12 protein-coding genes and 1 pseudogene are annotated in these 17,963 nt (G+C 63.8%); 10 read left to right on the top strand and 3 right to left on the bottom strand.

Annotated features, from left to right (window positions below):
* Positions 1 to 196 precede the first annotated feature (196 nt).
* Together JHL17_RS30025 and JHL17_RS30030 are read left to right on the top strand one after the other, a co-directional pair.
* Positions 197 to 1,231 (top strand): arginase family protein, encoded by a 1,035-nt coding sequence (locus JHL17_RS30025; protein ID WP_200198276.1) that lies wholly within the window; start codon positions 197 to 199, stop codon positions 1,229 to 1,231.
* 77 nt (positions 1,232 to 1,308) lie between these two features.
* Positions 1,309 to 1,884, top strand: coding sequence for a putative metalloprotease CJM1_0395 family protein (locus tag JHL17_RS30030; RefSeq protein ID WP_200198277.1), 576 nt, complete (start codon positions 1,309 to 1,311; stop codon positions 1,882 to 1,884).
* Positions 1,885 to 1,930: 46 nt separating this feature from the next.
* Here the strand turns inward: JHL17_RS30030 and aguB are convergent, their stop codons facing one another.
* Positions 1,931 to 2,839, bottom strand: coding sequence for an N-carbamoylputrescine amidase (aguB, locus tag JHL17_RS30035; RefSeq protein ID WP_200198278.1), 909 nt, complete (start codon positions 2,837 to 2,839; stop codon positions 1,931 to 1,933).
* A 535-nt stretch (positions 2,840 to 3,374) separates the two neighbouring features.
* Between aguB and JHL17_RS30040 the strand changes: the two genes are divergently transcribed.
* A complete protein-coding gene (locus tag JHL17_RS30040) occupies positions 3,375 to 3,917 on the top strand; it encodes a MarR family winged helix-turn-helix transcriptional regulator (protein WP_345773905.1) in 543 nt (180 codons plus the stop codon).
* A gap of 192 nt (positions 3,918 to 4,109) precedes the next feature.
* Here the strand turns inward: JHL17_RS30040 and JHL17_RS30045 are convergent, their stop codons facing one another.
* Positions 4,110 to 5,417, bottom strand: a complete 1,308-nt coding sequence (locus JHL17_RS30045) for a pentapeptide repeat-containing protein (protein ID WP_200198279.1) — start codon at positions 5,415 to 5,417, stop codon at positions 4,110 to 4,112.
* 176 nt (positions 5,418 to 5,593) lie between these two features.
* Between JHL17_RS30045 and phoU the strand changes: the two genes are divergently transcribed.
* Together phoU and JHL17_RS30055 are read left to right on the top strand one after the other, a co-directional pair.
* Entirely contained in the window at positions 5,594 to 6,316 is a 723-nt protein-coding gene (phoU, locus tag JHL17_RS30050; protein ID WP_200198280.1) for a phosphate signaling complex protein PhoU, read from the top strand.
* A 308-nt stretch (positions 6,317 to 6,624) separates the two neighbouring features.
* On the top strand, positions 6,625 to 8,865 hold the full coding sequence (locus JHL17_RS30055; RefSeq protein ID WP_200198281.1) for an anthranilate synthase: 2,241 nt from the start codon (positions 6,625 to 6,627) through the stop codon (positions 8,863 to 8,865).
* A 61-nt stretch (positions 8,866 to 8,926) separates the two neighbouring features.
* On the opposite strand, the pseudogene JHL17_RS30060 reads toward JHL17_RS30055, so the two are convergent.
* Positions 8,927 to 9,046: pseudogene (locus JHL17_RS30060) on the bottom strand (DUF2312 domain-containing protein); the annotation flags it as partial.
* Between the two features lie 112 nt (positions 9,047 to 9,158).
* On the opposite strand from JHL17_RS30060, the gene JHL17_RS30065 reads away from it, so the two are divergent.
* The 5 genes from JHL17_RS30065 (at position 9,159) to JHL17_RS30085 (ending at position 17,733) form a co-directional block, all read left to right on the top strand.
* A complete protein-coding gene (locus tag JHL17_RS30065) occupies positions 9,159 to 10,619 on the top strand; it encodes a hypothetical protein (RefSeq protein ID WP_200198282.1) in 1,461 nt (486 codons plus the stop codon).
* A gap of 6 nt (positions 10,620 to 10,625) precedes the next feature.
* The gene (locus tag JHL17_RS30070; RefSeq protein WP_200198283.1) at positions 10,626 to 14,117 is read left to right on the top strand and encodes a VPA1269 family protein; all 3,492 of its coding nucleotides are present in this window, start codon (positions 10,626 to 10,628) and stop codon (positions 14,115 to 14,117) included.
* Between the two features lie 2 nt (positions 14,118 to 14,119).
* Positions 14,120 to 14,899, top strand: a complete 780-nt coding sequence (locus JHL17_RS30075) for a hypothetical protein (RefSeq protein WP_200198284.1) — start codon at positions 14,120 to 14,122, stop codon at positions 14,897 to 14,899.
* An 87-nt stretch (positions 14,900 to 14,986) separates the two neighbouring features.
* Positions 14,987 to 15,454 carry a hypothetical protein gene (locus JHL17_RS30080; protein WP_200198285.1) on the top strand — a complete coding sequence of 156 codons (468 nt, stop codon included), beginning with the start codon at positions 14,987 to 14,989 and terminating at the stop codon, positions 15,452 to 15,454.
* Positions 15,451 to 17,733 carry an AAA family ATPase gene (locus JHL17_RS30085; RefSeq protein ID WP_200198286.1) on the top strand — a complete coding sequence of 761 codons (2,283 nt, stop codon included), beginning with the start codon at positions 15,451 to 15,453 and terminating at the stop codon, positions 17,731 to 17,733. Before JHL17_RS30080 ends, JHL17_RS30085 begins: the two co-directional genes overlap by 4 nt.
* Positions 17,734 to 17,963: the final 230 nt, after the last annotated feature.

The raw sequence follows: 17,963 nt of genomic DNA on the forward strand, positions 1-17,963 counted from the left end.
TCCCAGAGCACCCGTATGGCGCGAATATCGATCGAAGTGCACTATCGCGCGTGTCGGGACCGAAGGCAATGGTTTACATCCGGGACGCCATGCAAAAGCGCGGCATCGGTCGGCCGGTGGGCGGGTCTATGATGGCCCCCATATCGGCCGTCCCGACGGGCTCGGCCACGGCAAAACGGTCAGGGAAGCAAGTGGCGTGATCGTCATCCACAGCGAAGAGCACCGGCTGCAGGCCGGCCGGTCGGAACTCAACGACGGCCAACTCGTCCCCTGCTACGAGAAGCCGGCGCGCGCCGACATCGTCCGGGCACGGATCGAGGCGGTAGGCATCGGTCCGATCGTGAACCCCACCCGCCACGGCATCGCACCTCTTGAACGGGTGCATGATGCCGGATACCTCGATTTCCTTCGGACGGCCTGGGACGAGTGGGTGAAGGAACATGGCGCGGACATCGACGCGCTCCCCCTGAACTGGGTTGCTCCGGGCATGTCGCGGCGGCGGGTGCCGCGGTCGATCGACGGTCGGCTCGGATTCTACTCCTTCGACGCGGGTACGCCGATCACCGCCGGCACTTGGCGCGCCGCCACCGCTGCCGCCGACAACGCGCTGACCGGCGCCGATCGTCTGCGTGCCGGTGATCGCAGCGCCTTTGCGCTGTGCCGTCCGCCGGGGCACCATGCCGGGCACGCCTTCTATGGTGGATATTGCTTCCTGAACAACGCGGCCATCGCGGCGCAGTCCCTGCGCGACGGAGGGGCCGCGCGGGTGGCGGTGCTGGACGTCGACTATCACCACGGCAACGGCACCCAGGAAATCTTCTGGGAGCGTGGCGACGTGCTGTTCGTGTCGATCCATGCCGACCCGGCCGACGAGTTTCCCTATTTCTGCGGTCATGCCGACGAGACCGGCGCCGGTGCGGGGGATGGAGCCAACCTGAACCTGACGCTGCCCTGGGGAACCGACTGGAGCGGCTACGCGCAGGCGCTGGCGGCGGCGGCGGCGCGCATCCGCGATTTCGGCGCCGACGCGCTGGTGCTGTCGCTGGGGGCCGACACCTATGGCGGCGACCCGATTTCCCGCTTCCGCCTGCTCTCGGAGGACTTCCTACGCATGGGGTCGGCCATCGCCGGGATCGGGCTGCCGACGCTGTTCGTGCTGGAGGGCGGCTATGCCGTCGACGACCTGGGCGTGAATGTCGCCAATGTCCTGACCGGCTTCGAACAAGGCTGAAGCGGAGGAGTGGCCGTACCGTTGCCGGTTCGGTCGAATCGTCCTAAATTGATGGGAGGTTCGGCATCTGATCGAGGATGCGGGCGGTGGCAGCCGACCTTTCCATCACCAGCCCGTCCATCGGGGCCTACGCCACTCCGCGCAGCCTGCCGCCGCGGCGGGATGGCAAACACGCGTCCGGCGCGAAGGACAGCGGGAGCGCCGGCCCCACCGACATCGTTGCGCTGTCCGAGGCGGCCCAGCAGCAAATCCAGAAGCTCAAGCAGGCGGACACCAGCGTCCGCCAGCACGAGGCGGCACATCAGGCGGCCGGCGGCAGCCACGCCGGCGGCGCCTCCTTCACCTTCACCCGCGGTCCGGACGGAAAGAACTACGCCACCGCCGGCGAGGTTCCGGTCGACGCCAGTCCCGAAGCGGAGCCGGCCGCCACCGTCGCCAAAATGGAACAGGTCAAGGCCGCAGCGCTTGCGCCGGCCGATCCGTCTCCGCAGGACCTGCGCGTCGCCGCGCAGGCCGATGCGACGAAGCTGCAGGCGCAGTCGGAACAGCGCCGGCAGGGTGGGGGGGATGGGGCGTCCGGACGCGCGGCTGCGGCCTACGGCGCAGCGCAAGCACTGGGCAAGGCCGACCCGGCGCGAGGCCTGACGGTCTGAGGCCGTAGCGCCGGTACGGATTGCGTCGGCTCTTCCCCCGGTCCGATCAACGGCGCGGAGTCGTTTCGCCGTCCAGCGTCAGCAGCGCACCATACAACTCCGGGCGGCGGTCCCGGAACAGCCCCCAGGAGGCGCGCTGGGCGGCGATGCGGTCGAGGTCGAAGGTGGCGGTCAGGACCATACGGCTTTCGCGGTCGGCCTGTGCGACGATTTCCCCCTGCGGCCCGGCGATGAAGGACGAGCCGTAGAAGGTCAACGCGCAGCTGTCCCCCTGTTCCATCCCGACGCGGTTGGAGGCGACCAGCGGCATCAGGTTGGCGCCGGCATGGCCCTGCATCACCCGCGTCCAATGGCCCTGGCTGTCGATCGAGGAATCCTGGGGCTCCGACCCGATGGCGGTGGGATACAGCAGGATTTCCGCCCCCTTCAGCGCCATGACACGGGCGGTCTCCGGAAACCACTGGTCCCAGCAGATGGCGCAGCCGATGGTGGCGTAGCGGGTCTTGAACACCGGGATGCCGGTGTCGCCAGGACTGAAATAAAACTTCTCCTGATAACCGGGGCCATCCGGAATGTGGGATTTGCGGTAGATGCCGAGCAGGCTGCCGTCCGCATCCACCATGGCCATGGAATTGTAATAGGCGTTGCGCGCCTTCTCGAAGAAGCTGACGGGAATCACCACCGACAGCTCGCGTGCCAGGACCTGCATCCGCTCGATCACGGGATGGCCCTCGGCGGGAGCGGCCAATTCGAACAGGGACTGCTTCTGATCCTTGCAGAAATAGGGCGTCTCGAACAATTCCTGCGGCAGGATGATCTGCGCGCCCATGGCGGCCGCTTCGCGGATCAGCGATTCCACGCCGTCGACGTTGGCGGCACGGTTCCAGCTGCAGGCCATCTGGGTGGCGGCGACGGTGACGGCACGGGACGAAGGGGCGGACGGCGAAGCGGTCATTGCGGTCTCGGAGCTCCCTATGGAACGGCGATCGGTGGGCGGCGGTTCGAGGCTTGTGTGACAAAAGGTCGCAGCGGATACAAGCGGCCAGAGGCTGTTTGTCAATAATTTCGCGAAACAATCACTTTACAGGGTCTGTTCAGTACGAACCGACAAATGAAACCGACATAGTCGGTAATGATCATATCGGGCATCATATGCGGATATGGTATCTTTCGGTCGCGCGAAAAAGATGGGCGTGACACAGGGCGGCCATGCGAAGAGTCGGTATGGGCGTTCTGTTTGCGCCGACGGTGATTTCGCGGCTGCGGAGCGACATATCATTGCATGTCGGTGGCCGGCGGCCACGCAATTGATTTGCGCTTTGCACACAACACGTTATGATTGGATGACGCAGCCATGCCCATTCGTGTCAAGGTGGTGTTGTCAGACAAGGCCGGACAGAGATGGAACCGACGGTGGCGATGCCGCGGCCGCGCCTTGACAGGCGGCTGCCCGGCATTTTCGACCGGTTCGCGGGAATGGTTGTGGGCGTGTGAATGACGGCAGAGAGATTGTCGGTATGGAGGCGTCTGTCAAGGGGTGGGAGCCGGAACGCCCCGCTGAATCGGAGGCCGCGGCCGGGTCGGCCGACGGTGCTTTATCGTTCGTCGTCCGCGAAGTGAATCGTGCCTTTGCCCGTGCACTGCAGACGCGCATCGCGCGATCCGGTGTCAGCATGGGGCAATGGTTCTTCCTGCGTGCCCTGTGGGAGGAGGACGGATTGACCCAGCGGGAGTTGAGCCACCGGGTCGGCATGATGGAACCCACCACCGTTACCGCGGTCAATGTGATGGAGGGCCTGGGGCTGGTTCAGCGCGTACGCAACAGCCACGACCGCCGCAAGATGAACATCTTCCTGACCGACAAGGGACGGGCGTTGCGCGATACGATGATGCCCAGCGCGTCCGAAATCGCCCGGATCGCCATCCAAGGCATCGCGCCGGAAGATCTGGATTTGACGCTTGATGTTCTGCGCCGTGTCGGCGCCAACCTCAATGCCGTTTCAGCCGCCGCCCGCGACGGTGAAGAGGAGTAGGACGGGCGGGGCCTGCTGCCGGCGCCATCCTGTTTTGCGGCATTGCCTGTCGGGCTCCACCCGGTGTCATACCGGATTCGGAAAGTTCTGACTTTTCGAACCTGGTATCGCCCGCGACTGCGGGCGCGCGCCGCTAGGCGCGAAGCCTGCGTGGCGTATGAACGCAGCGGTCAGAATTTTTCTGACCGCGTATCAGTCGTCATCCGGGTCGGGCGGCGGGGGCAGGCTGGCGCCGGTCAGGTTGGCGCCGGTGAACTTCGCGTCGCGGATATTGGCGTCGCTCAGGATCGCGCCGGTCAGGTTGGCGTTGCTGAAATCGCAGTCGGACAGGTTGGCGCCGCGCAGGTTCGTGCGGACGCAGGAACTGCCGGTCAGCCGGGCGCCGGTCAGGTTCGCCGCCCACAGCCGTCCCGTCGGCTGGCCGCTGGGTCCCTTGATGTCGACCCAGCCGACCCCGGCCCCGTCCAGCCGCACCTCGTCCATGTTGGCGCCACGCAGATTGGCGCCGTCCAGGATCGCTCCGGTGAAATCGGCACCAGCCAGCACTGCTTCGGAGATGTCGCACATGATGAGCAGCGCCTCGCGCATCTTGGCGCCGCCGAGGTTGGCCCGCTTGAGGTTGGCGCCCGACAGGTTCACGCCCGACAGGTCGATGTGGCTGAGATCGGCGCCGGTCAGGTCGGCTCGCGCGCCCATCGTCCCGTTGGTGTTGATCCAGGTATAATGGCTGTGCAGCGCCTGCTGGATCTGGACAGAGAAATTGTCGGCCGACCGCGCCAGATTGGCGCCGGTGGTGTCGGCCCCGGCCAGATCGGCCCCTTCCAGCTTCGCGCCCTGCAGGTCGGCGTTGCGCAGATTGGCGCCGGCCAGCATCGCGCCGGTCAGGTTGGCGTCGCGCAGCACCGCCCCCTGCAGGTTCACGCCGGAGAGGTTGCTGCCGCGCAGGTCGGCGCGGGCGAGGTTGCAGCTTTTCATGCTGGCGCGCATCAGCGTGGCGCCGGTCAGCAGTGCACCCTCGCAGTCGGCGCCGTTCATCGACACATCGGTCAGGTCGGCGCCCGACAGGTTGGCGTTGGTCAGCGACGCGTCGTCGAAATCCGTCCCCGACAGGTCCGACCTGACGAAATCCAGTCCCTTGCCGTTGCCCGGCCCGCCATACAGCAGGGCGCCGCCGCGCAGATCGGCCTCCTTCAGGATGGCGCGCTTCATCTTGGCGCCACGCATGTGGGCACCGCGGAGGTCGGCGCGGTACAGGTTGCAGCCGGACAAATCCGCTTTCGTCAGGTGGGCGGCGAACAGGTCGGCGGTGCTGAGATTGGCGTTGGACAGGTCGCAATGGGACAGGTTGGCGCCGGACAGCTTGCCTTGCGCCAGATTGACCCCGGATAGGTTCGAGCCTTCCATGTTCGCCATGGTCAGGTTGGCGCGCGAACCGCCCGACTTGCTCTTCAGCCAGCGCTCGTGCTTTTCCAGCACGGCAACCACCTCGTGCGGTGTCATCGATCCTGTCCGGTCTGCATGGTTGCGTGGTCCATCGATAGACCAGTGTCTCGGAATAATCTATGTCAAAGGTTAAAGCCGCTTCAGTGCCGGTCCGGCTTGGCGCAGGCGGCATCAGGCACCATCTGCGGGGCGTCCGGCATCGTACTGCCTGTAACAGCAAGGAGCTGGGGATCATGTCGGGTGGACACACGCTTGCGGCTTTCGACGCCGAACTGGCGGCCCTGCGCGCCGCCATCGACCGCATGGGCGAGCTGGTCGAACGCCAGGTCGGGTTGGCGCTCGATTCGCTGGCCGGTCCCGATGCCGAAATCGCGGCCGAAGTGCTGAAGGGCGATGCCGAGATCGACCGTCTGGAGATGGAGGTGGAGGCGATGACCGTCCGCCTGCTGGCCCTGCGCCAACCGATGGCGAAGGATCTGCGCGAGGTCGTCGCGGCGCTGAAGATCGCGTCAAACCTGGAGCGGATGGGGGATTTCGCCGGGTCGGTGGCCAAGCGGGCGGTCACGCTGGCAACCCTGCCGGTGGCCCCGCCGGTCGCTTCCCTGGTCCGCATGGGCCGGATGGTGCAGGCGATGATCGGCGAGATGCGCCGTGCCTATACGCAGCAGGACGCCGACCTCGCAGCCTCCGTCCGCGATTGCGACGGCGAGGTCGACGCGGCCTATACCGCTCTGTTCCGTGAATTCCTGACCTACATGATGGAAACGCCGGCGCAGATCAGCGGTGGCACCCATCTGCTGTTCGCGGCCAAGTCGATCGAGCGCATCGGCGATCATGTCACCAACGTGGCGGAGAACATCAGCTTCCTGGTCAAGGGCCGCTTGCCGTCCGACGAGCGCCGCAAGGAGGATCTCAGCAGCTACGCCGTCGCACCGCCGCCCGAGCGGGGTGCCTGAGAGATATGCCCGAGCGATGTGCCCAAGGGACATGAATGAAGGCTTGACAGCCGAGGTCGGCGTGTGTTGCGGTTGCAGCCATGAACATCTCCTCGCCCCTCCTGTCGCAGCATTGGTGGTGGCCCGTCTCCAACGGGCCGGCCTGGCGACGCGCGTGAGCGTGGATTGAGAAGCAAAGGCCGCCCGGTGCATCCGGAGCGGCCTTTTTCCTGACCCGACCGCGGGTCGTGCAACGGAAGAACGGACAGGCAAGCGGAAGCACCGGGCGGCGTCACCGACAAGACGCCCGAACCCGGAGCACCAGCGCAATGATCCCGTCCCATCTGTTCCTCGCCGAACCCGCCTTCCTCGATCCGTTGGCCGTCCGTACCGGTGGCGGTCTGGTCGTTCATCGCACCGCCGAACCGGTGGCGCCGGCCGACTCGCTCGATGCGCTTGTCGCCGCCCTGGACGAACGGCGGGGCCTGCTGCTGTCGGGCGGCGTGGAGGCGCCCGGCCGCTACCGGCGTCAGGCGCTGGGATTCGTCGATCCGCCATTGTCGGTGACCGCACGCGGCCGCACCGTGCGCATCGATGCGCTGAACCCGCGCGGCCGGCTGCTGCTGCCGGCCGTGGCCGCCGCGCTGGACGGGCATGAGGCACTCGTCGGGCTGGAAGCCACTGCGGGCCGCGTCACCGCCCTGGTGCGCCGTCCTGCCGGCGTCTTTGCCGAGGAGGAGCGCAGCCGCCAGCCTTCCGTCTTCAGCGTGCTGCGGGCGCTGATGGCGCTGTTCGCCTGTTCGGACGAACCCTTCCTCGGACTTTACGGCGCCTTCGGTTACGACCTCGCCTTCCAGTTCGAGGCGATCCGCCGCCGGCTGGATCGGCCGGACGACCAGCGCGACCTTGTGCTGTATCTGCCCGACCGGCTGCTGGTGGTCGACCATGCCGCCGGAGTGGCACGCCGCTTTGCCTACGAGTTCCTGGTGGATGGCGTTTCGACCGGGAGGGTCGTCGGCGGCGGACGGGTTCATGCCTACCGTGCCGACACCAATGCCGCCGCGGAGTGCGATCATGCCCCGGGCGAATACCAGCAGGTGGTACGGGCGGCGAAGGAGGCCTTCCGCCGCGGCGACCTGTTCGAGGTGGTCCCCGGCCAGACCTTCGCCGAGCCCTGCACCGACAGCCCGGCCACCATCTTCCGTCGCCTTCGCACCGCCAACCCGGCGCCCTATGAAGCCTTGATCAACCTCGGCGACGGCGAGTTCCTGGTCGCTGCCAGTCCCGAAATGTATGTGCGCGTCGGTGGAAGACGGGTGGAGACCTGCCCGATCTCCGGCACCGTGGCACGCGGGGCCGACGCGCTGCACGATGCGGCGCAGATCCAGACCCTGCTCAACTCCGCCAAGGACGCGGCGGAACTGACCATGTGCACCGACGTCGACCGCAACGACAAGGCGCGGGTGTGCGAGCCGGGCTCCGTCCGCGTCGTCGGCCGCCGGATGATCGAGCTGTATTCCCGCCTGATCCACACCGTCGATCATGTGGAGGGGCGGCTGCGCGACGGCTTCGACGCGCTGGATGCCTTCCTTACCCATACCTGGGCGGTGACGGTGACCGGTGCGCCGAAGCGCTGGGCCATGCAGTTCCTGGAGGATACCGAACGGTCGCCGCGCCGCTGGTACGGCGGAGCCTTCGGCCGCATCGGTTTCGACGGGGGGATGGACACCGGGCTGACGCTGCGCACCATCCGCATGAAGGATGGCGTCGCTTTCGTCCGTGCCGGCGCCACCCTGCTGTCCGACAGCGATCCGGCTGCGGAGGACGCCGAATGCCGCCTGAAGGCCTCCGCCTTCCTCGATGCGGTGCGCGGCGACGGTGCCGGTGCCGGCCGCCGGCTGGCGGTGATTCGGTCCGGGGTCAACCGGAGCGGGGAGGGCAGGCGGGTGCTGCTGGTCGACCATGACGACAGCTTCGTCCACACGCTTGCCGACTATTTCCGTCAGACGGGGGCCGATGTCACGACGCTGCGCCACACCCATGCGCAGGCTGCCCTGCACAGAGAACCACCCGACCTGCTGGTGCTGTCGCCGGGGCCCGGCCGGCCCGCCGACTTCGATGTCGGCGGCAGCGTGCAGGCGGCGCTGGACCTCGGCGTGCCGGTGTTCGGCGTCTGCCTGGGCCTGCAGGGCATGGCCGAGCATTTCGGCGCGGAACTGGAACGCCTGCCGGAGCCGATGCATGGGAAGGCATCGGCCCTGCGGCACCAGGGCGCCGGAATGTTCGAGGGACTGCCGCAGGGCATGCGGGCCGGCCGCTACCACTCGCTGGTGGCGCGGCGCGACAGTCTGCCGCCGGAGCTGCGGGTGACGGCGGAGACCGAGGACGGAACGGTGATGGCGATCGAGCACCGGACGCTGCCGCTGGCCGCGGTGCAGTTCCATCCCGAATCGATCCTGACGCTGGACGGCAGCGCCGGTGGTGGGCACGGGCTGGCACTGGTCGCCAACGTCATGGAGAGGATGACGGGGCGGACGATCGAAGTGCCGGAACGCGAAGCGGCGGCCTGAGGGGCCGCCACGACACGGATCGGCTGGGCAGATCAGATGGTGGGAGCGACGGTGGAAGCCGTCACTCCACCATGCCCAGCGCTTCCTTGTAGAGCTCCAGGATGGCTTCCTGCTCCTGGCGGTCGGCCTTGTCCATCTTCCGCAGGCGGATGATCTGCCGAATGATCTTGGTGTCGAAACCCAGTACCCCCCTACGAAAATTGTATCATAACACCATAAACACGTTGCGAGCGTCCCAGAGGCAGGATAAAATCCCCCCATCGTGATTCTGTATTATAAGGCGGGAGGGGCGGTTGGATTCGGTACTCAACATCGACGATTCTGATCCCGGCCCACCCTATGCAATGGCTCAGGTACTCCCCGTTATCAACGAAGGCATCCAACAGCATCTACCTGTTATGTTTATTAAGGAGCCATCTGGCGAGGTAGTCCGGAGCTACGAAGCTTTGGAATGGGCACGGATGTCGCTGTCGGGATTTTCGCTGTCCAAGATTGAGGCGAACATTGAGGTGCTCGCGAGGTTCATCAACTTCTATCGCGTCTGGGGCTATGGCAGACCAATAGAGGATGGCGAGCTCGACTACTTAATCTACGCCTATTTGATTTTCCGGTACGCGGGCACGATGGATCCGGAGGGCTGCTGTTCGCTGGGGGGCCTTAATTGGCGCCCGATTGCCTATGGCGCGCTCAGAAACGAGTTCAGGTCTCTCGTTCGGTACCTGCGTTTCTGCGCGACGACCTGGGGGTACGTTGACCTGACCCCAGAGCGCTTTCGAGCCAACGAGGCTGATCCTCCCTTCACGCGCATGGCTGCGCACGAGAGGCGGAAGGAGTCTGACTTCCTTGCCCACCTCGCTGCCGCGCGCGAATACTGGCGGGCCAAATACTGTAACGGCGATCTCAAAATGCCGCCCATCGCCAAGGCGCCGCCGAAACCGCGGATACTCCGCCAGTTTCCACCAACTGCCGAGGTTTGGGCTGTCATTGAGGCCGAAAGCAATCCTATCTACAAGAGCCTCTGGCTGGCCGCCGCGTTCGGTGGCCTGCGAATCAGCGAGCAACTCAACGCGTGGCAGGTCGACATTCTGCCGGGTAGCAGCCGAGAACATTTTTTCAGGGCCGACTTCACGGAATCGACGGGGACGATTCTGTTCCTGCGCGCGGACCCTGTTGAATCCCGATACATCGACGATCCCGGCCGGAGGGGGCCGACGCGCCGCCAGTACCTCATCGAACGCTACGGCTTTGAGCCTCGTAAGCTGTTACCGAGATCGCATCCGATGTACGCGGGCTGGAAGGGAACGGTCTATTCGGGAGAGTTCCTGACGCATCAGGTCTTCTGGACCGATGATAGGGCCGCTTCACTCTTCGCTGATTGCGCTGCGGAGATCAGGCAATTTCACCGGCATCACCAGACGAGCAGACGGCACCCCTGGTACTACGTCAACATCGCCGATCCGACGGGCGAGCACCGAGGCAACCCGGTGAGGATCGGTCGAGTTGAAAAGGCGCTCGATGACGCCTACCGACGTGTCGGCTTGGAACCTCACAAATGGGGCCGAAATATCCACGGCTTCCGTCACTACTACAAGTGGGTGGCTGAAGAGGAGTTGAAGATTGCGAAGGAGCACCTGCAGATCATGCTGGGGCACCGCAGCATCGGATCCCAATCCGACTACGGGCGGAACGCTCAGACCGCCCACAAAGAACTCAGTTCGGCGATCGAACACCGGAAACTACTAGCCGCAGGTTAAGCCGACATGTATTCGTGGGAATACGTTAACGATGCCAATGTCCGCCTCCTGAACGAGGAGGGGACGGCCTTAGCCTCGGAGTCGCCAGATAAAATCGTTGTCCTGCGTGAAGTCACGCTTGCTGAACTCCGGGCCAAGTTCGCTGCCTTCAGGCAGGAGCTTTATAGGAATATCTACGAAGTCTTAGCCATGACTCCAGCCGAGTTCTCCGCTTGGCATGGCGGTGACAAGTATGACTTCGAAGCGGGTATATGCCCACCACATTCCTGTGTCGCCTTCAAACGGATCAGCGTCGGGGACAATAAGCTGCATTGGCTCAAACAGGCGCCGGTCGTGACCGCGTTCATCGACCGTGGCCATATTCCGGCCGTCACCCCTCATGGTCGGTCCCGGAAGAATATGGTCCGAGGTGGCGGTGGTGCGGTAGATTTCGCCCAAGGGCTGCAGCTTGAAGAGCAACGCCATCTGCTCCACAGCTTGCTCTTCGACTACAATCTCGACCTTGACGAGATTTTTAGCGGATTCATCAGCCAAGCGACCATGTTCGCCCTGCCCGAGTTGGAGGAGGTCCTAAAAGGCGCCGTCGATGCGGAGGAAGCTTGGGACAAGCTTTCCGAGTTGTTCACGTCTTTCATGACCGAGCAGAAGGCGCACAAAAGAAGGGGAGAAGCGAAAGGCGACGGTCGTCATTTCGCTGCTCCTTGGTTCCTCGCCTATCTCACCCGCGAGGGAATCGTTTTCTGGCCCCTCAAGGCTTTCGTGCGTTTGGAGGGCCTTCTTCCTCGTGTGCTAAAGCCCTTTTACCGGACGTTTTTTGTGCCGGAAGACGGACGGGCATTGGCTTGCACGCTCATAGGACCGGAAGTCAGGACGCAGGAAGCAAGTTATTGCTGGAACGTCTACAGAGAACTGCTGTTGACGACCAACTTTTTCGAAGAGATTTCGTCCTTCTGTCCCGATCACCTGCTGCACCTCAAGGAACGGTATCACTCACCGGAATACGACAACGCTCAAAAGGGGCACGGATCCAACCTCCTGTTCGCCGCCGCGCTGTCGTATTATGGCCTTACGCACGAGGACATAGGTGCTGTGGCCGATTATTTCGGCGGCAGGCGGCGTCTTACGGCGGAGCACGGGCGTGATGCGTTCAGCTGGGTGGACCGACCCCGGCAGCATCGGCTCAGGAAATATAAAGAGGTCTTTGGCGCGGAACCACCGACGCGATTCCCGGACTACGTGGTTCAATGGGCCGCCGATCTGCGATCACTGCTGCCCGGTTTCAACGTCAGGACTATTGATCGCAAGCTTGTAGAGTTGACCCCGTGGCTCTACTGGCTGATCGCCGTTGGGGAGGAATACGCTCCCAAGACATGGCAGGAGATCAATCGCGAAAAGCATATCAACTCGATGGGCAATGCGGCCTACACACCGTACTTGGACTTTCTCAAGTCGAAGATCGGCGGCGCCCGGGTTGACCAGTGCATTTCAAGTTTGAGACAGGCTTGGACCCTCGCGGCCACACGGGACGGCTTCGCTGGTAAGACACCGTGCCCCATTGACCCCGAGATCGACATCGTAGAACTCAGCGACGCCAATCAAAACAGGATGGGCCGGACGAGACGAAAGGCTCTCGATGAGTTTATTCTCGAAACACTAATTGATGAGAACCGGCGCCCCGACGCGGTAGGCAATCCCTTTGCCTTTGCTCGGAGCTTGGGGCGCTTTGATCGGCATGTCGTTGACCACCAGGATAGGCAGAAGAAGACCGTCTTCTGGCCCGCAATGCCGATCATCCTCGACGCGATCCTCAACATGGGCATGCGCAAGATCATGGCCCAGTGGATGGACTCCGGTGAGGGAGATGAGATCTGGGTGGATCCGGAAACCAAGGTCGAGTATGCGAACCCGCTCTCGACGGCGACGGCAGGTCGAAGGATGGCGTTCCTGCGCCTCGTCCAGATCAGCAATAAAGAGTGTGTGCTCGGATCCTATTTTCCCATCAATAAGTCGGGCCCGTACGAGGCCCCTTGGGTGGAGGCACAGACGGCGCGTTTCTTCACTATGATGCGCGACTGGCAAATCCGGTACTATCCGCGTAAGAGCGTGGTCCTTGCCGAACGCGCCGCCTTGACGAGACAGTACGCAGCAGAAGACAGCATCCCTGAGGTCTACCCGCTGTTCCGTGATCCGCAGTCAAAAGGCCAAGCTTATCCGCCAACTGATGGGTCGATTTACCGATACTGGAGGGAGTTGCTTGCGCACTGCGAGCCCATCATAAACGAGAAACGTAGATTAGCCGCCGAAGCCACCGGAAAGTCCTTCGTATGGGAACCGCTGCTGATTGACGGTAAACCCCGTTGGGACATCCACTCTCTCCGCGTGACGACCGTAACGACTCTCATCGAGTCCGGGGTCTCCCCAGAGATTGTAGCGCTTCTTGTTGGCCACAAATCGGTAGCGATGACTTGGCACTACGTGGAGGTCAACAACCGAAAAACGCACAAAGCGATCCAGAAGGGGATGGAGGAGAGGCGTAAGCGGGCTATTGCAGATTTGGATGCTCTCAAGACCGAGGATGACATAGAGAATGCTCTGGTTCGAGTCCTGGGAGGGATCGTCAATCTGAGGGGCGATCAGGCCCAGGGCGCCGAATTGCTGAAGGAGCACCTCATCTCAAAGGAGCCAGGGGCCTATGAGGTGTTCGCTCATGGGATCTGTCCCGGTGGGGACTGCAATACCGGTGGGGAGCGTTTCAAGGGCACCTATCACCCCGTGTTCCGCCCTCGTGCGTGTTCCCGTTGTCGGTACCGTGTCACAGGCCCTGTGTTTTTGAATGGGTTAGTCCACCGCCTTAACGCCTTGATGATTGAATTGAACCACTCTTACGAGCAGGAACGGGATCTGCACGCGCGGATTGAGGTCGTTGAAGATGAAGGCGGTAACGCCAAAATCCTGGAGGGTCTTATCAACTGCGAGCGCGAGGCGCGCGATCACATCTGGGCCGAGTGGGCTGCCGAACTCAAGACCGTACGGCAGGCCGAGAGCATGCTCGAACAGGAGGGAAACGCCTCGAACCTGCCGATGGTGACCGGCATGGACGTTACTGAGCTTCAGTCAAAGTTCAAATCGGTACACCAGATGGTACTGCTGCACCAAGTTGTTACGGAGGCTGATGTAATAACGGGCGCCTCTCTTGAGGTTCCTCCGGGTGCGAGGGCGAAGCGCGACGAAATGCTCCTGGAGATCGCCCGGCAAAACAACGCGAGTTCGTTCTTCTATAATCTAGCCCCTCATGCCAGAAAGCGAGCGCTCGACGCATTTGGCGACCTGCTCACCCATCACTCCAAATTGAAGGGCTGTGACGAACTGGCGGCTGACCATCTTGAGGCCCTCATCCAGGGTTTAGAAACGATGCCTCAACTGGGCCACACGGCAGAGAGGATCTGCATGCTCGCTTCTGATCAGGCGGCGCCTATTGATGCACTGGAGGAGGCTTGATCATGGCCGAAAGAGCTTCGGAAATGGTCTTGAGACGCCTGCGTGAGGGCGCCAAGCGGATGGGTAGGTCCGAAGTCCGAGACGCCACCATCGACCGGCTGGTGGAAGCGTGCAACGCCATCGAGTCCGGCGCCGCAGCTAACTTAGTCAAGGCTGTTACTGGCAAAGACCACGGCCTACGCCTGAATCCAAAGATCAACCCGTCGACGGTCGAAAAATATGTCAAAGCGCGTGGGAAGACAGACAAAGCCTGGACTGGGCCGACGAGGGTCACGATTCAGAAGGATCCTGATCTGCTCGCGTATGTGGAGGCGCGCGACGACGAGCGGGTCAAGCCAGATTTGCCGAAGCGCCCGACCCCGAAACGCAGGCAAATCGAGGACGCGATCTCGTTGCTGCCCTCTGTCGAAGTTCGGATGGAACTACGTCATGAACTTGATGCCGGGCGCGCCGCACAACGGCACTTGGATATCCTGCGGGCAGGCCTTCGCAAGATCCCTGGGGTCGACATAAATGCCCTTCTGCATGGCGCCGGCGCACCGCAGATTGAGGCCAAATCGACCCTGGCCAACGGTCAAGCAGGCAACGCTATCCCGGCCATGTCGGACGAGGATCGTGGCATTCTCAAGATGCTGATCGACCGTCTTAACAACCCAGATGAACTCAGCCGCGTCGGCATGGAGTTCGAGAACAACCGCGTCCGGCACAAGACAACCCGCCAAGCGCTGGTGAAGCCTGCCGAAATGGCGCTTCTGCGGCGCCTTGCAGGAATGACCGACTAACCGAGCCAATGCAATCTCGCTGAGATCCTGATGGTCCTTGAGCTCAACTCGGGTTTGGAGCAGCATTTCAGGAGCTGAGGAGGATACATGCCGCCGCCGCCTATTGTTCCTCAGGTACTGCCTCTGCTCTTGCCCTATCTCCAAGCCCTGGAGCAGGAATGGATGGCACAGCCCGCAGATCGCCGCGTGCCGACGCTGCCCTCGGTGTCGGGCAAGGTCAACCTTGCGGAGATCGTTAGAGTCCTTGGGCTCAATCCGAACTGGGACCAGCATTTCCACCACAAGAAAGATCTGTCTGGACCAGTTAACGCCTTGGCCCGCGCGCAGGGGCTCGAGGGCATTGGAAGCCGCTCCGCCAAGGCAGAGCCCGAGGACGCGGTGAAGAAGGTCATCGCCCGACAGGGCGGCGACAACAAACGCTTGGCCGAACAGTTGGCGGAGGCGCAGGCCGTCATCATCCGACAACAGCGTGAGATCGTCAGCCTCAAGGCCCAGCTCGGGCTCGTCCAGGACAGCGGCGTAGTCCTGCGCACGGCACCCGTGAGAACCGCATGAGCGTCGCCGTCATCGACGAGGACATCGCCTATGAGGTGGCCATCAAGAAGGTGGTCAGCCTGCGTCTGAACGGGGCGATCTTCGCCGGAACCGTGACGGCCCCGTTCGGCGATCCGAAGGAGGGGGCGCCGATCCGCATCGTCGTGCCCGGCGGCGTCCTGCACGGCGCTGACCCGATCGAAGGTGAGATCTGGCATGTGCGCGGTGGTTGGGCGGCTTCCAGCCGATACGGCGATCAGTTTCACGCTCAGCGAGCCTACCGGGCACGGCCGTCCGGACGCCTCGTGGTATCCTACTTGGCGCACCACGTGCCGGGCATCGGACCCGGGCGCGCGAACAAGCTCTGGGATGTCTTCGGCGAAGGTCTGCCGAAGGTGCTTGACGCCGGGGACATCTCGGCACTTGCCGAGGTCATCGCGCCGCGCTTCCCGTCGCTGTCCGTGCGCCTGGCGGCCGACGTCGTCAGCCAGTGGAAGGAGGCCACCGTTGAGCCGGCCGTCATAGCTTGGCTTGACGGACTTGGCGTCACGGATACCCGCTTTGTGCGGCGGATCGTCAAGATTCTGGGTGAGCACACCCGCCCCACCTTGGAATCGAACCCGTACATCTTGGCGGCCTTCCTGAGCCGGTGGTCGAAGGTGGACGAACTCGGCAGACGCCTCATGGCCGAGGCCGGCGTCGCCGCGGTCGAGAACCACCCCAACCGGCTGGTCGGCGCGGTGGACTTCGTGGTCCGGAAGGCCATCACCGTGGACGGCCACACCCTCATCGATGAAGCGTCGTTGCGGAACGGCCTGGCGAGATGCCTGGACGGCCAGCCCACCGCGCGGCGTGTGGCCGCGGCGATCCGGCTCGGGGAGATCAACGAGGCCATCATCCCGCACGGCGAAGGCCTCTGGCGTGCGCCTGGTTGCGCCGCGCTCGAGGACAGCCTCGCGGCACGCTTCCAGGCGATGATCGACGGCCGGGAGCAGACGGAGGTCCGCACCCCCGCCAGGGACACCCTGGAGCGCATCTTGGACAGCCTTGGCCACGGCCGGGACCAGCTGCACCCGGAGCAGCGTGACGCGGTCCTGCGGTGCGTTGCGGCGCCTCTGGCGGTGCTCACCGGCGGCGCTGGCGTGGGCAAGACCACGACGGTGCGGGCCGTCGTCGATCTCTGGGAGGCGCTCGGCGGCCGCGTCGAGATGGTCGCGCTCGCCGGCAAGGCGGCGCTCCGCATGTCGCAGGCCACCGGCCGGTTGGCCCGCACGATCCACCGCTTCTTGAACGAGCTGGCGAACGCGGAGGAACAGAACGTTGAGGTGGAAGGGGCGGCCGCCCTGGATGCCAAGACCCTCCTGATCGTGGATGAGGCCAGCATGGTCGACCTCGGCCAGTGGCACCGCCTCGTCCAAGGCATGCCACCGGGCTGCCGCCTGCTGCTCGTCGGCGACGTCGGACAACTCCCACCCATCGGCTTCGGCCTGGTCTTCCACCGCCTTGCTCTCGCCCCCGCCCTGACGGCGGAGCTGAAGACCATCCACCGTCAGCGGGAAGGCAGCCGCATTCCGATGGCGTCGCACGCGATCCGCAACGGCGCCCATCCGGATCTCTTGCCGTTCGATGGTCCGGCGGAGGGGGTGTTCCTGCTGCCATGTGGCAGGGCCGAGATCCCGAACAAGATCGAGGACGTCGTCTCCAGGCTCGGCGGCTTCGGCGGCGACCACGCCGTTCAGATCGTCGCACCACTCAACGCCGACCCCGCCGGTGTGGACGGTCTGAACCAACGGTTCCACGAGCTGTACCGGCAGGCGTATGGGTACGACGTTGTCACGCTGGACAGCCCTGAGATCCAAGAGGTCAAGGGCTTCCTTGGCAATGCGTTCTGCGTGGGCGAGCCAGTGATCCACCGCCGCAACGACTACGCCCGCGGCTTGTTCAACGGCTCCCTCGGCCATGTCGTCAGCATCGATGTCCCGAAGCGGGCACTCAAGGCGAGCTTCGACGGCGCCGAACACGAATTCGTCGGGGACGAGCTGATCGAGCTCGCGTTGGCCTACTGCCTGACATGCCATCGCCTTCAGGGCAGCCAAGCCGAGCGGATCATCGTCTCCCTATTCGACCACCCGCTCGTGGACGTCTCCTGGATCTACACGGCAGTCACCCGCGCGGAGAAGCAAGTGGTGCTAGTGGGCGACCCTACTGCGCTTGCATCAGCCTTGGGCCGACCTCCTGCTTGGACCCGACGTCGTGTCGGGTTCGACTTTCATACGGTGCCCATGCGGCCATCCTGTTAAGAATGCCAAGCAAGCTTCCAGAACTCACATTTGACGTGTGTCGCAGAAACCTGCTGATCTGGTGTTGATTCCTGTGCCTTTGGCACTGGGAGGCAGGCACGGGACCGACAGTTGCGGACTTGGTGGCGAGGATCATCGACCGGATCGACGAAACGGCCCTGTAGCCCTGGACGTCCGCCGGTGCGGCCAGCAGGTCGATCAACGCGTGGCGCTCCAAATCCATGAGGATC

Source organism: Azospirillum endophyticum, assembly GCF_016595245.1.
GTDB classification, from domain to species: Bacteria; Pseudomonadota; Alphaproteobacteria; order Azospirillales; family Azospirillaceae; genus Azospirillum; species Azospirillum endophyticum.